This is a genomic window from Ruegeria jejuensis, assembly GCF_041537905.1.
Classification (GTDB): domain Bacteria; phylum Pseudomonadota; class Alphaproteobacteria; order Rhodobacterales; family Rhodobacteraceae; genus Ruegeria_C.
On the sequence record NZ_JBGRUO010000020.1, the window covers coordinates 68,558 to 83,429 of the forward strand.

General features: G+C 62.4%; 11 protein-coding genes. 1 reads left to right on the top strand and 10 read right to left on the bottom strand.

The annotated features are described in order from the left end of the window. Positions 1-119: 119 nt before the first annotated feature. Positions 120-2,300: a calcium-binding protein gene (locus AB1E34_RS19775; protein ID WP_372574040.1), complete on the bottom strand. Its 2,181-nt coding sequence runs from the start codon at positions 2,298-2,300 to the stop codon at positions 120-122. Between the two features lie 603 nt (positions 2,301-2,903). Here AB1E34_RS19775 and AB1E34_RS19780 point away from each other — a divergent pair. Next, positions 2,904-3,701, top strand: a complete 798-nt coding sequence (locus tag AB1E34_RS19780; RefSeq protein ID WP_372574041.1) for a sulfotransferase — start codon at positions 2,904-2,906, stop codon at positions 3,699-3,701. A 2-nt stretch (positions 3,702-3,703) separates the two neighbouring features. On the opposite strand, the gene AB1E34_RS19785 is transcribed toward AB1E34_RS19780, so the two are convergent. From AB1E34_RS19785 to rfbD, 9 genes are all read right to left on the bottom strand, one after another. Beyond that, entirely contained in the window at positions 3,704-5,014 is a 1,311-nt protein-coding gene (locus tag AB1E34_RS19785; protein WP_372574042.1) for an HlyD family type I secretion periplasmic adaptor subunit, read from the bottom strand. Continuing rightward, positions 5,011-6,750: a type I secretion system permease/ATPase gene (locus AB1E34_RS19790; RefSeq protein ID WP_372574043.1), complete on the bottom strand. Its 1,740-nt coding sequence runs from the start codon at positions 6,748-6,750 to the stop codon at positions 5,011-5,013. The genes AB1E34_RS19785 and AB1E34_RS19790 overlap by 4 nt, the downstream gene beginning before the upstream one ends. Positions 6,751-7,070: 320 nt before the next feature. Then, a complete protein-coding gene (locus AB1E34_RS19795) occupies positions 7,071-8,945 on the bottom strand; it encodes a polysaccharide biosynthesis protein (RefSeq protein WP_372574044.1) in 1,875 nt (624 codons plus the stop codon). A 212-nt stretch (positions 8,946-9,157) separates the two neighbouring features. Continuing rightward, positions 9,158-10,051: a UTP--glucose-1-phosphate uridylyltransferase GalU gene (galU, locus tag AB1E34_RS19800; RefSeq protein ID WP_372574045.1), complete on the bottom strand. Its 894-nt coding sequence runs from the start codon at positions 10,049-10,051 to the stop codon at positions 9,158-9,160. 235 nt (positions 10,052-10,286) lie between these two features. Further along, the gene (locus AB1E34_RS19805) at positions 10,287-10,901 is read right to left on the bottom strand and encodes a sugar transferase (protein ID WP_372574046.1); all 615 of its coding nucleotides are present in this window, start codon (positions 10,899-10,901) and stop codon (positions 10,287-10,289) included. Beyond that, entirely contained in the window at positions 10,898-11,779 is an 882-nt protein-coding gene (locus tag AB1E34_RS19810) for an NAD-dependent epimerase/dehydratase family protein (RefSeq protein WP_372574047.1), read from the bottom strand. The genes AB1E34_RS19805 and AB1E34_RS19810 overlap by 4 nt, the downstream gene beginning before the upstream one ends. A 44-nt stretch (positions 11,780-11,823) precedes the next feature. Beyond that, positions 11,824-13,077 (bottom strand): glycosyltransferase family 4 protein, encoded by a 1,254-nt coding sequence (locus AB1E34_RS19815; RefSeq protein WP_372574048.1) that lies wholly within the window; start codon positions 13,075-13,077, stop codon positions 11,824-11,826. Beyond that, the gene (gene rfbA, locus AB1E34_RS19820; RefSeq protein ID WP_372574049.1) at positions 13,074-13,946 is read right to left on the bottom strand and encodes a glucose-1-phosphate thymidylyltransferase RfbA; all 873 of its coding nucleotides are present in this window, start codon (positions 13,944-13,946) and stop codon (positions 13,074-13,076) included. The genes AB1E34_RS19815 and rfbA overlap by 4 nt, the downstream gene beginning before the upstream one ends. Next, positions 13,943-14,794, bottom strand: a complete 852-nt coding sequence (rfbD, locus tag AB1E34_RS19825; protein ID WP_372574050.1) for a dTDP-4-dehydrorhamnose reductase — start codon at positions 14,792-14,794, stop codon at positions 13,943-13,945. Before rfbD ends, rfbA begins: the two co-directional genes overlap by 4 nt. Positions 14,795-14,872 lie beyond the last annotated feature (78 nt).

Consider the following 14,872-nt stretch of genomic DNA (forward strand, 5'->3'; position numbering starts at 1 on the left):
GCAGCACCGCCTGAACAGAGAACACCGCCCCTGAAAGATCAGGGGCGGTGCCGGGGGACGAGTTCCAGGTCTGTTCGAAAACGGACCGGGTACTCGGTCCTTTCTCGTAAGCCGAATGATTATTCGGCCAACAGGTCCCAATTCAGTGAATCGGCCGCATACCAAACATTCTGGTCGTCATCGAGGTAACGGTCGACAAAGTCCGGAACCGTGGTGTTCGGCAGGGTGTCGCCGGCAAATCCGTCAAGCGGCTTGCTGCCCGCCGGATATTCCGGACGCGTGCCTTCCCAACCGGTATCCGGGCGGTCCGGGTCGCAATTTTCGACGCCGATGCACTTGTCTTCGAAGTAGATGACACCTTTGCCTTCGCCGAAATCGGTCTTCTCGAGATATTCCAGAAGTGCCGCGTTATAGTCGGCCTCATTGCCAGGCACATCTTCCGGCGGCAGCAGATCCAGGCCCAGTTCGGACCACAGATCCTCGACCACAACGGTATCACCGGTCAGGTTCGAAATGATCTCGATGTCGTCACCATTGACAACACGGGCTTCCAGCTCGCCTTCATGCGCCGTGTGGAACACCAGCCGGTCATTGTTGATGTAGCTGAAGTCCGTCACCACGTTGCCTTCGCCGAAGCTGGCATAGGCTGCAAGCACCTCGGGTCCTTCGCAGACCTGATAGCCGAAGACGAAGTCGTCGCCATCCGCACCACCGGTCAGGGTGTCTGCGCCCTGGTCGGCGATCAGGCAGTCTTCGTCCTTGTTGCCAAACAGCGCGTCGTCGCCGTCGCCACCCAGCAGGGTGTCGTTGCCCAGGCCGCCATAAAGACCGCCAAACGCTGCATCCGGGTTAACGGTTGTGCCGCGATAGTCATCGCCAGCCTGACGGTAACCCGCTTCACCAGCGGTCATGTTGGCATCGTCGCCACCACCGCCGAACAGCATGTCGTCACCGGTGCCGCCGCGCAGTTCGTCGGTATAGCCGACCTGCCCACCGACATTGAAGAAGACGTCGTCGTCATCGCCGAACAGCACGTCATTGCCGCTCGAGCCGCTGACATGGTCTTCGTCCTCGCCGCCGCACATCGTGTCTTCGCCGCTGCCGCCATTCATCCGGTCGTCGCCGGAACCGCCATCGGCCAGATCATTGCCGCTGCCGCCAGCGATGTTGTCTTCACCTTCGCTGCCGTGAATCTGGTCGTTGCCGGAGCCACCCCAGATGCGGTCGTCGCCGCTGTTGCCGTCCAAGATGTCATTGCCGGAATTGCCGCTGATGTCATCATCATCGTTGCCGCCATTGACGTGGTCGTCGTCATCGCCACCAAAGATGGTGTCGTCGCCGTTACCGCCATCAATCTTGTCCGAGGCCAGCTCGGGCGAGGTCTTGCCGCTGGCATTGTCACCCCAGATGATGTCGTTGCCGTCGCCGCCGTCGATGCAGTCTTCGTTGTCATTACCCTGGATGTTGTCGTCGCCGTCGCCACCCGAGATGGAGTCATCGCCGCTATTGCCGCGAATGGCGTCATCGCCGCCGTCACCATAGAGCTCGTCATGGCCACGCTGACCAGCGATGAAGTCATCATCTTCGCCGCCCGAAATCCAGTCATCGTCGTCATGACCGCGCAGCGCATCCTTGCCGGAGCCACCCCACATGGTGTCTTCGCCTTTGCCGCCGTTGAGCGCATCCATGCCCGCATTGCCGGCCATGATGTCATCGCCGTCTTCGCCGTACATCTCGTCATTGCCGGCGCCGCCCGACATGGTGTCGTCGCCATCTCCGCCGAGCATGTAGTCACGACCGCCCTGGCCGAACATCAGATCATAGCCGGTACCGCCATACATGCGGTCCTTGTCGGCCCCACCGATCAGGCAGTCGTCGCCAGTGCCGCCATAGATCTTGTCGTCTCCGGCATTGCCCATCAGCAGGTCGTTGTCGGCCCCGCCGTTCAGGGTGTCGTCGCCGCCATTGCCGGCGCCCACGTCATTGCCGTCTTCGCCGATCAGGCAATCATCACCAGCGATCAGGTCAGAGACCGCACCGTCGCCGAGCATCACGTCATCGCCCTTGCCGCCACCCAGCGTGTCGTCGCCAAGCTCGCCGCGCAGATAGTCGTCGCCGTAATTTCCGAGCAGCACGTTGTCGTTGCTGTTGCCCAGAATATAGTCGTTGTCCCCCAGACCCTTGGCCTTGTTGAGGCCAGCATTGTCAGGATGCTTCAGGTTGAGATTGTCCGATTGCGGCGTGCCGATCAGGGCTGCGCCAGGAATCGAGTTCCATGCTTTGATTAGCTTCTTAGACATGTTTTACCCCCGGTAAAAAATGAACACTATTGCAATGAACAGGCCGGGCTTATCGGCCCGAATGCAAAACAACACGTCGGCATAAATTCGCCGAGCGCCTCTCCACTGAGCCATTGATAGGGGAATCCTCGCTACCCCCATTTGGGGGCAATCAGAGGTGCCAAACCGGAAACAAAGCCGGCGGATTGTCTTTCCGCAGGCCAGACGCGTCCCTGTGGCGGAACGGGGAGGGCCGGAGGTCCCTCCGGGACAAGCATGGACGGTGATCCTGCCGATTTCAGGAAAGAAAAAGGGCAAAACGATGGTGCGGGGTGCCTGATGGAATGATGCGGGCCGCGCCATGACGGGCTGCCATGGCCCGCCCGCGCCGTTGATATGCGGCCGTTATGGGCCTTTTTGCCGCACCAGCCTGTCAACAGGGGTGTAACCGGGTCCGTAGGGCGAAACCCGAAATACCTCCTGCCGGATATTCGAAAGCGGGCGGCACAGGCCTTGGCTCTTGTTCTGATGCGCTGTTTGTTTGGAAACCCGTTTCATACGTTTCCGATTGCGTTTGGTTGCCGTATATCCTTGGTCAGATCATGAATTGTTTAGTGAGTTGATATGACCCCGGCGCGCGCTGCATTGATCAAGGACTGTCTTCACGCATCCGCAGGGCGGGTCTGTGATGCCTTTTTACCAGAGTTGAAGAAATACGTGGTCCTGTCTGCCGGGCGATCGGGATCCAACCTTCTTGTGTCCTTTATAAAGAGCATCCCGAAAAACATTCAGCACGGCGAGATCATCGGCGAATTCCAGTTGCAAAGCATGGCTGTGCGCCAACGCATCAACAAGACCGGCCCCGCAGCATATCTTGACCGCCGGTTAAGCCGGATGACGACCGAGACCCTCACCGGGGCCAAGCTGCTCTATAGACATCTTGAGGATGATTACGGCGAGAAATTCGGCATTCCGGGGACCGGTGGCCTGCTCGACCATCTGCTGTCGCGGGACGATATCCGCATTGTCCACCTGAGCCGTCGGGACAAGCTGGCGGTGCTGATCTCCACCCGCCTGGCCTATGAGACGGGGGAATGGGTCGGCGGGTCTTATGGGGACAGAACCGTGCACCTGCCGGTGGATTGGGTGCGCGACCGGTTTGCCTGGCTGGAAGGGTGGGAGGACAGGATTGCCGCGAGTTTCCCGGCGCAGCGCGTCCTGCAGATGACCTATGAAGAGCTTGTTTCGGACACCGGGGGCGAGATGCAGCGCCTGTTCCGGTTTCTCGACGTCCCGGCGGCCCCAGTGCATTCCAGCATGTCGAAACAGAACAAACGCCCCAAGCCCGAGGTGATCGAGAATTACGCCGAATTGAAAGAGGCGTTCTCAGGCACGCCCCATGCCCCTTTGTTTGACGCGTAATATCACCCGTCCCGGAAGGCCTTGCTGAAATAGCTTGTCAACGGGTTTGCCAGATAGGCCAGCGGCGTGCGGTCCTGGGTCCGGATGAAGGCGTCGACGGGCATGCCGGGGATCAGGATCTGATCCTCACCCAGCTTACCCAGTTCCTCTTCGGGCAGTTCCAGTTCCACACGATACCAGGAGGCCCCGGTCTGGTCATCGACAAAGGAGTCGGGTGAGACCAGGGTCACCGATCCGAACAGATCCGGCGAGTTGCGCTGATCGAAGGCGGCCACGCGCATCACCACTTCCTGTCCCGGATAGACCTGATCCACATGGATCGGATCGATCCGCGCCTCGATGATCAGCGGCCGGTCCTGCGAGACCAGAAACAATGTCGGGTCGGCGGGCCGGATCACCGATCTGCGGCCAAAGACCTGCAGATCATAGACCACGCCCGAGATCGGCGCTCGTATGTCCAGACGGCTGAGGCGCTCGATAAGGGAGCGGCGTTGTTCGGCCAGTTCCAACTCGTTGAACTGCAGGTCACGCAGGCGGGTGATGGCCTGCTCGCGGCGGGCCGAATAGAGCTGCAGCTCTTCGATCTCCAGCTCTGCGATCCGCTCCAGGGTCTGGGCCCGCTGCGCCACGAGGTTGCCGACCGTGCCAGCCAGCTGCGCCTCTTCGCGCTGCAGCGCCATCACCCGCGAGGCCTGCGCCAGCCCCTTGTCCAGCAGCACCTGCTGGCTTTCCAATTCGCTTTCGATCAGCTCCTGCTGGCGCGTGAGCGCATCCATCTGGGCGTCGACGCCCTCAATCTGGTTGTTCAGCTGGGTCCGCTGGGCGCGCAGCTGTTCGATTTCCTTGGCCTGGGCCTCGCGGCGGGCCTCGAACAGGCGCACCTGCCCGGCGGCCACCGATGCGATTTCGGGGCGGCGTTCGACATTTTCCAGCAGCATCCGGTCAAAGCGGACCTCATCGGCGCTGTCGCGCTCGGCTTCGAGCCGTCCGCGCCGGGCCATCAATTCGAACAGCTGGCCTTCCACGATGGTCAGTTCCGATTTCAACAGCGTGGGGTCGAGCTTGACCAGGATGTCATCCTCGGCGACCATATCGCCCTCTTCGACCAGCACCGCTTCGACCACGCCGCCATCGGGATGCTGGACGACCTGCCGGTTCTTGTCGACGACAACCCGGCCCGAGGCGACCACTGCGCCCGAGATATTAGCCAGGACCCCCCAGGCGCCGAAGCCGCCGATCAGGATGGCCAGGGTCAGCACCCCCACCATCATGGGGCCGGTCGAGGGGAAAAGCTTGGATTTCTTGGTACTCATGTCACACCAGTCGGTTTGTTGGCGGCTTGCTGGATCTGGGCGTGGTTCTTGACCACCTCGGCCAGAACCCGTTCGCGCGGGCCCCAGGCCTTGCGCACACCATCTTCCAGCATCAGCAGCATGTCGCATTCCTGAATGGCGGCGGGGCGGTGCGCCATGATCAGCACCGCATGGTTGGCCTCTTTCATCTGCCGGATCGCCGTGTTGAGCGCATTAGAGCCCTCATTATCGAGATTGGAGTTCGGCTCGTCCAGCACCAGGATCGCCGGGTCGCCATACATGGCGCGCGCCAGGCCGATGCGCTGGATCTGGCCGCCGCTCAGCTGCCCGCCGGTGGTGCTGACCTGGGTGTCATAGCCGTCAGGCAGTTTCAGGATCATTTCATGGGCGGCGGCCTTCTTGGCGGCGGCCACGATTTTTGCGTCATCCGGATTGGTGCTCAGGCGGGCGATGTTTTCGGCAATGGTGCCGTCAAACAGCTGCACGCGCTGGGGCAGGTAGCCGATATATTGGGCCAGCCTTTCGGGGTCATATTGCTCCAGCGAAGCGCCATCGAGGCGAATCTTGCCGCCCGCCGGGGCCCAGACCCCGGTCAATGCGCGCGCCAATGTCGATTTGCCCGAGCCACTGGGGCCGATCACACCGATGGCCTGGCCGGGGGCGACGTCGAAATTCACCAGCCGCAACGAGGCCTGTCGGGCATTTGGCGGCACCACTGTCAATTGCTGCACTGAAAGCTTGGCCTTGGGTTTGGGTAGTTCGACGCGGGCCACATCGGGGGGGATGTCGGACAGCAATTCGGTCAGGTTTTCCCAACCGCGCTTGGCGCGCTGCACCATGGTCCACTGCCCCACCACCAGATCGACCGGGGCAAGGGCGCGGCCCAGCAGGATCGAGCCGGCAATCATCGCGCCCGGGGTCATCTGCCCCTGCAGCACCAGATAGGCACCAAGCGCCAGCATCGCCGATTGCAGGAACAGCCGGAAGGTCTTGGTCGTGACCGAGAAGGTGCCGCCCATGTCGCTGGCATGCAACCCCTGTTCCAGCGCCCGGCCGCGGGCCTTGTGCCAGCGCTCGAAGGCGCTGCGCTGCATGCCCAGACTGCGGATATGCTCGGCCTCGCCATGCAGGTGCTCGGCCATCCGGTCCGAGGTGTAGCTGGCCGCAGTCGATTGCAGCACGGCGCCCTTGGTGGTCAACTGGTTCAACACCGTGATCAGGATCAGCAGGGTGCCGCCGCCAATGGCAAGCGCGCCCAGCAGTGGGTGGAACAGCGTGATCCCGGCCAGAAACACCGGCGTCCAGGGAATGTCAAAAAGCGCGGCAAAGGTCGGCGAGGCATAAAAGCGCTGCACCGACTCGAGATCCTTGAGCTGGTTCTCGGATTGCTTTTCATCCCGGTTCAGAGATGCTTTCGTCAGCATGGCACTGAACACCCGCCGGTCGAGCCCGGCCTGGAACCGCGCGCCCATCCGCGCCAGTAGCCGTCCGCGCGACCAGTCCAGCAACCCCATCGCGAGGAACAGGAAGGCCATCAGCGCAAAGAGCGCCACCAATGTTTCCTCGGACCGGCTGCCCAGAACCCGGTCATAGATCTGCAGCATGAACAGCGGACCGGTCAGCATCAGCAGGTTCACGAAAACGCTGAAAATCCCTGCGGTCCAGAGCAACCCGCGATTTTCGCGCCGCACATCACGCAGTTCGGCCTGCCCTGCCGCGCGATCAGAATTCCGCATCCGTTTTCTCCATTCCCCAATGCCGTCGGCGCACCGACCGTCCAGCCAAAAATATCATGTTTCGTTATGACAAATAAACTTTGTGAATCGTCTCCGAAGGGTAGCGGTCGGAACCCATGTCGTCACCATCAGATTGCGCCATGCCGGACGGTTGTTTTTGCGGGATCAGCATATAGAGGGCGCATACGTGCAAGGCCACCTCATATGGCGGCCAATTCGGGCGGAGGTTTGCCGCCTGTCCCTTTTGCCGCCGCGATTGTCGCGGATTTCCGCACAATTGACGCATAAGCGCGCCATTGTGGTGCGGGATTCGCCGCAGATCAGGAGGTTTTGGCTGCAGGTTCGGTGGCCTGATAGCCCTCGACCCAATGCCGGATCAGGGCGCGCGCGCCGGCCTCGTCGCCGCTGGACAGGGCCTCACGCAGCCCACGCAGCACGCTGGCGATCTCGATTTCCGACAGGGTCTCTTCGCGGGCGCAGAAGATCTTGGGGTTTCGGGTTCCGGTCAGGTCGCCCGAGAGCGTCAGTTCCTCTTCGATCTTTTCGCCGGGGCGCAGCCCGATCACCTCGATCTCGATATCACCATCGGGGGTCGTGGTGTCGCGCACCGTGTATCCGGCGCTTTCGATCACCTGCCGGGCCAGTTGCATGATCGGCACCGGCTTGCCCATGTCGAGCACGAAGACCTCGCCGCCCCTTGCATCGGCCCCGGCCTGCAGCACCAGTTGCACGGCCTCGGCGATGGTCATGAAATAGCGTTTCACGTTGCGGTCGGTCACGGTAACCGGCCCGCCGCGGCTGACCTGTTCCTGAAACAGCGGCACGACCGAGCCGCTGGAGCCCAGCACATTGCCGAACCGCACCATGGTAAAGACGGTCTGCCCGTGCCGTGTGGCCAGATCCTGCACCACCAGTTCGGCCAGCCGTTTCGAGGCGCCCATCACATTGGTCGGGCGCACCGCCTTGTCGGACGAGATCAGGATGAAGCGTTCGATCCCCGCCTGCGCCGCTTCTTGGGCCAACGTCCGGGTGCCCAATACGTTGTTGGCCAGCCCCGGCAGCGGGTTGGCCTCGACCAGAGGCACATGTTTATAGGCCGCCGCATGCAGCACCACCTGCACCCCGTGATCGGCCAGCACCCGGCTGACCTGGCGCGGGTCGGTCACCGAGCCCAGAACCGGCACGATCTCGATCTCGCTATCCTCGCAGAGTTGGGTCAGTTCCTGATGCACGTTATAGAGCGCCAGTTCACTCAGCTCATAGAGCACCAGCCGCGTCGGGCGGCAGGACAGCAACTGGCGGCAGAGTTCAGAGCCGATCGAGCCGCCGGCCCCTGACACCAGCACCGAGCGTCCGGCATAGCTGTTGCAGGCCTCGGCCAGCGTCATGTCCCGCGCCGCGCGCCCCAGAAAAGCCTGCGGGGCGATCGGGGTCAGCTTGTCGACCAGTTCCTCTTCGCCGATCAGCTGTGCGAAAGAGGGCAGGGCCTGCACCTCAAGCCCCATCTTCTGCAGCTGCCGGGCGATCTGGGCCTGTTTCGGCTGGCTCAGCGAGGGCATCGCCAGCAGCACGCGGTGAATGTTGCGCCGCTCCACAAGCTCAGCGATCCGGGCTGGCGAAAACACCGGCAGCCCTGCCAGCAACACGCCCTGCAGCGAGGCCTTGTCGTCGATGAAGGCGACCGGGGTGATGCTTTCATGGGCCCGCAGCGCCTGGACCAGCTGGGTTCCGGTGGTGCCGGCGCCATAGATCAGTACGCGGCAGCTATGTTCGCCATGCCGATAGATCGCGCTGACCACCTGAAACAGGATGGCGCGGGTTGCCACCATGATCAGGAAATAGATCAGGCCAAAAATGACATGGGTGCCCATTGGCACATGTATCGCCGCCACCCGGGTCAGCAGGGCGCTGAGGCAAACCATCGCCACCGCATGTAGCGCGGTCAGTCCGACGGCGTTCTGCTCATAGGCCTTGAGCTTGATATTGGGCAGCCCCAGCCCGAGCGACAGCACTGCCGCGCCCGCGATCATATAGGGCAGTACCGGCAGGAACCGGGCCAGTGTGTCGAGCGGTGTGCCGGGCAGGGGGAGCACGGCGAAGGTCAGCAGCAGCGCTACCGGGATCAGCAGCAGATCGATGGCCAAGAAAATCCTGGCTTTCTGTTTGCGGGTCAGGGAATTGACGAAATCCAGCACGTCAGCCTTCCCGAGACCGCTCCGGCCCCCATGAAAATGCTATCGACTGTTGGTGTGATCTACAACGCATGGTTGCTGTTGGTCTTTTGATTTCTACTCGCCAGCCTTCGCACGATATCGCAAGCACCGCCAGCCCCCAAATTAAATTATGTTAAGCCGTGAGCGTAGCAAAAAACCGCTCACGGAAAATGTGCGGGCCTGTATTTATCTTATTATTCAGCGGCCTGGCTGGCGTGAATTGTTTCGGTGAGATAGCGGCTGAGATCGCCGCGCAGCTCGTCGCGGGCCAGTGCGAAGGCGACGGTGGCCTGCAGGAAGCCCGATTTTGAGCCACAATCGAAACGCTGGCCGCGGAACCGGTAGCCATAGACCGGCTTGCCGGCATTGATATCCTCGGCGATCGCGTCGGTCAGTTGAATCTCACCACCCGCGCCCTGCTTCATCTTGTTGAGGTTGCGCAGCACCGAGGGTTCGAGAATATAGCGCCCGATCACCGCCAGGTTCGACGGCTCGGAGCCGGGGACGGGCTTTTCCACCATACCTCGGGCATTGACCACCGCGCCCATATCCTCGGCCACGTCCAGAACACCATAAGAACTGGCCTTCTCGGGCGGCACCTCCATCGCGGCGACCATGTTGCCACCGGTCTCTTCATAGGCCTCGACCATCTGTTGCAGGCAGGGCTTTTCTGCCGCGATCACGTCATCGGGCAGCATCACCGCAAAGGGCTCGTTGCCGATCAACCGCCGCGCGCACCAGACCGCATGGCCCAGACCCAGTGCCCGGTGCTGCCGGATATAGGCGATGGCGCCGCTTTCCATATTGGTCGACTTGAGCGTCTCGAGCAGGTCGTCCTTGCCCTTCTTGCGCAGTTCCTGTTCGAGGATCGGGTTGTGGTCGAAATAATCCTCCAGCGCCGACTTGCCGCGCGAGGTGACGAAGATGAATTCCTTGATCCCGGCCGCGCGCGCCTCGTCAATGGCGTATTGTACCAACGGACGGTCGACCAGCGTCATGATCTCTTTGGGGACCGATTTCGTCGCAGGCAGAAATCGTGTTCCCAGACCGGCAACGGGAAATATTGCCTTTGTTACCTTCTTACGCATGTAAACCTCAATTCGTCACTATAATCCAGGATGGCCACCAGGCAGCCGTCCCTTCGACCATAATCTTTTCCGCTCTGCAGCATAAGCGCAATGGGAAAACCTGATTTTGTCAAAAACAACATATTTCTTCCCATTGCGAGAGACAAAATGCCTACCAGACGCGGTTTGCCGCCGATCACGGAGATAATTCGCCAGTTGCGTGCTGCTGCGCTGAAGCTGTCTTGGTGGCCCTCTGTCAGCGGCGTCGGGTAAACAGATTGCCGATCGTCTCGAAGACCAGTGCAAAATCGTAGCAGAGGCTCCGATGGCGCTGGTAGATCAGATCCAGCCGCGCCTTGGCCGGCACGCAGACCCGGTCATAGACCGCGTCGGTTTCCTCGGGTGTCGCGCAGCGCGTAAGCAGTTCCGCTTCGTGCCGATGATAGGTGATCGAGGCCAGCCCGGTGACGCCGGGGCGCGATTTCAGCACCTGCGCGTAAAGGGTCGGATGACGTTCGACATATTGCCGCAGCGGCGGGCGCGGGCCGACAAAGCTCAGATCGCCGCGCAGGATGTTCCACAGCTGCGGAAACTCGTCGAGCCGGGTGCGGCGCAGAAAGGCCCCGGCGGGGGTGATGCGGGCAGCCTTGTCGCCGCCCGAAACACCGGCATCGCGATCCACCACCGTCATGGTGCGCAGCTTCCACAGGTTGAACCCCTGCGTGGGCGTTTTCATCCGTTCGGCCACATAAAACAGCGGCCGACCCTGCCGGATCAGCAGCCAGAGCAGCAGCCCCAGCAGCAAGGGCCCCAGGATCGCCACCAGAAGGGCCGCAAAAAACAGATCGAAAAAGCGCTTGCTCCAGGTCATGCGCGCCCCGTCTCTTGGGTCGTAGTCTCCTCGGTCACATACGGCTCTAACAAACGCCATTGTGCCACCATCTGTACAGGGTCAGCATGCTCTGCCGGGACCGGGGCGATCTGTTGCAGGGCGCTTGTGTCCAGCCGGACCTCGGCAATGGCGCTGTCCGGCGCCGGTCGCGGGGTCCAGCGTCGCCCGGCGGCGTCGAGCAGCGCGCCCATCTCGACCACCTCTGGTGCGGCGATGTTCAGTATTTCGGGCAGGCGCGGGGCGGCCAGCACGCCCGCCAGCACGCGGGCCAGGCTCTGCACCCCGATATAAGAGCGGCGCGGACTGCGCCCGCCATCAAACACATCCAGTTCGAAACCGGGTTGCCAGCCGCCCAGAATGGCGTCCAACCCGGCGATGTTGCCGATCCTGAGCACGCAGAACTCCACCCCCAGCTTGCGCGCCAGCGCGCCGCCGCCCGCCTCCATCTCGGCCTTGGCACGGCCATAGTCATTCACCGGCTGTGGCGGCAGGTTTTCGGGCAATCGCCCCGCCCGGTCCCCATAAACCGCCGCCGAGGAGGTCAGCAGAACCCGTGCGCCGACCCTTTCCGCCGCGCGGATGGCGGCCTCGGCCAGAGTGGCGTTCTGGTGCAGATCCGTGCCTCGGCCCGGGATCACCCCCGCCAGGCAGAGCAGGGCTGCCCGCCCCTGCATGGCCTCGCTCAGGGTGGCCGGGTCCTGCAGCGGATCAAATCGGGCCCAGTTCAGCGCCGGGTTCGGGACAGAGGCCCGGCGAGTCTGCCACAGCACCGATCCGGTGTCGGCCTGCCAGCACTGTTGCAGGACCCGGCCGATCCGGCCCGTTGCGCCAAGCACCAGGGTTTTGGGAAGGGACATGACGCTCCTTTACTCAGATCGATCTTTCTCGCGCCATCCGCACCCTAGCCGGGAAGCGCGATCCAGCGGTCATTCGGCACCAGGCTGTTCATCTGCCTGATATGTTCGGGCAGGCAGCGGGTCATGAAATCATATGTGCCCACCACATGCGCGCGTGCGGCGGGACCGATATGGGCGTAATCGCCCGGATTGGCCAGCACGTCGATCACTTGGGTTGCCAGCGCTCCGGGGTCGAAGAAATCCACTAGGAGCCCGGTCTCGCCATGGGTGATCGCCTCGCGCACCGACGCCACATCCGAGCTCACCACCGTGGCCTGCATCGCCATGGTTTCCAGCAGCGACCAGGACATCACAAACGGCATGGTCAGCGCTATATGGCAGCGGCTGAGCTGCACGATCCGGCAATATTCCGTGTAGGGCACCCGGCCCAGGAAATGCACCCGGTCCCAGTCGAGCATGTGACCGACCTCCTCCTCCATCTCGCCGCGGAACCCGTGTTTATGGGTGCTCTTGCGCCCGTAAGACACCTCGTCGCCGCCGATCACCAGCACCCGGGCATTGGGGCGCTCGGTAAGGATTTTTGGCAGCGCCCGCATGAAGATGTGAAAGCCGCGCGCGCGTTCCAGGTTGCGTGCCATGTAGGTAAAGACCTCATCCTCGCGGGTCAGTGGCCGGTCGAGGCGGCCCAGGCTCAGGCTGGCCTTTGGATCGGGACCCAGCAGATCGGTGCGGATGCCGTCATGGCAGGTATAGAATTTCGAATGGAAACTGGTCGGGAAGGTGTTCTTTTGCCATTCGGTGGGCACATGGCCCAGATCCACGCTCTGGATATTGGCGAAGGGGACCATGTTGCGGGCGTGGTTGATGAACGGCGCATGTTCCGAAACCGGGTCGTCAGGGTCGAAACCCACCAGCCCGCCTTCCATGTTGTAGAAATACTCAAAGAAGCCCAGGATCGGCACATCCGGCCAGATCTGCTTGAAAAATGTCAGCTCACCCCAGCCGGTATGGCCCAGCACCAGATCGGGTTTGAAGCCATGTGCGCGCTCCAGCTGCCGTGCCGCCATCGCCGCACCAAAGCCTGCGCCAGCCGCTTCCTCCCAGACCTTGGACAGCCCATAGGCATCCTTGGCGGGGCGGTGATGGGGTTTGTAGACAACGGTTTTCACTCCCGCGAGCTGTGGTGCGGGGTTGCGCTGGGTCAGAAAGACCAGCTCATGCCCGCCTTGTGCGGCCAGCCACTGGATCAACTCGCGATACTGGCCCGGCATGTTCTGATGCACGAACAGAATCTTCATTGCAAAAGCCCCTCCAGATAGGTGCCATAGGCGTTCTTGGAAAACATCTGCGCCCGGGCGCGCAAGGCGTCGGTGCTGATCCAGCCCGCCTCATAGGCGATCTCTTCGGGGCAGCCGGTCTGCAGGCCCTGGCGTTCCTCCAGCGTGCGCACGAAATTGCCCGCATCCAGCAGGCTGGCATGGGTGCCGGTATCAAGCCAGGCATAGCCGCGCCCCATGGTTTCGACCCTGAGCTGGCCCTCTTCGAGATACATCTGCAGCAGATCGGTGATCTCCAGCTCGCTGCGCGGCGAGGGTGTGACACCGCGCGCGCGTTCCGGCGCGGTGCCGTCCAGAAAATACAGCCCGGTGACCGCATAGTTCGAGGGCGGTGTCTCAGGCTTTTCGATGATTTCCCTGGCCTGGCCATTGCTGTCGAAACCCACCACGCCATAGCGTTCAGGGTCGGCCACGTGATAGCCAAAGACCGTGCCGCCACTGGCTTGCGCATCCGCTGCTGCCAGCAGTTTCGGCAAGCCGTGGCCAAAGAAAATATTGTCCCCCAGCACCAGCGCGCTGGGGGCCCCTGCCAGGAATTCTTCGGCCAAGATAAAGGCCTGCGCCAGCCCGTCGGGGCTGGGCTGCACAACATAAGTGAGGTTCACCCCCCATTGGCTGCCATCGCCCAGTGTGCGTTTGAACTGGTCCTGATCCTGTGGTGTGGTGATCACGCAGATCTCGCGGATACCCGCCAGCATCAGCACGCTGAGCGGATAATAGATCATCGGCTTGTCATAAAGCGGCAGGAGCTGCTTGCTGACCGCCATGGTGATCGGATAGAGCCGCGTGCCGCTGCCGCCCGCCAGAATGATCCCCTTGCGTGTGCTCACCCTCTTCCTCCCAAATCGTTCAGAATATCGCGTAAACCGGTTTTCCAACCTGGACGGCTAATGCCGAAAACGGTCTGGAGTGAGGAACAATCGAGGCGGGAATTGAGCGGTCGGCGCGCCGGGGTCGGATAGGCGCTGCTGGGAATGTCCTCGACCGCGCAATTGAGCCCCGCCTGGGCAAAGATCTCGCGCGCGAAACCGGCCCAGCTGACATCCGGGGTGCCTGCGAAGTGATAGATCCCCGCCTTGCCCGGATCAGCGGCCAGTTGCTGCGCCATGTCCAGACAGGTAGCCGCGATCGCGCGCGCGGGCGTCGGGCCGCCGACCTGGTCCGCCACGATGGTCAGTTGGTCGCGTTCCGCTCCCAGCCGCAACATGGTTTTCACGAAGTTGGTGCCATGGGCCGAAACCACCCAAGAGGTGCGCAGGATCGCCGCGGCCCCGCCCGCCGCCGTGATCGCCTGCTCGCCCGCCAGTTTCGAGCGCCCATAGGCCCCCAGCGGTCCGGTTGCATCTTCCGGCGACCACGGGGTCTCGCCCACCCCGGAAAACACGTAATCCGTTGAAATAGAGACAAACGGAATGCCCAGAACGGCACATTCCCGCGCCATCTCACCCGGGGCTGTGCCATTGATCACGGTGGCCAGCGCCTCATCCTCCTCGGCGCGGTCAACCGCGGTATAAGCGGCGGCATTGATCACCGCCTGCGGCCGCGCCGCCCGGATCGCCGCCGCGCAGGTGCCCGGTTCCGCCAGATCAGCGGCCTGCCGATCCAGACAGGTCACGCCCTCATGGCGCGCCAGTTCCCGCGCCACCTGGCCGGTTTTGCCGAAAACGAGAATACTCATGGATGCGGCCTCGGAACCCCGGACATCGGATAGGGCCTGCGGGCGCGCGTTTTCTCGCGGAGAAATTGGAGTCTTATG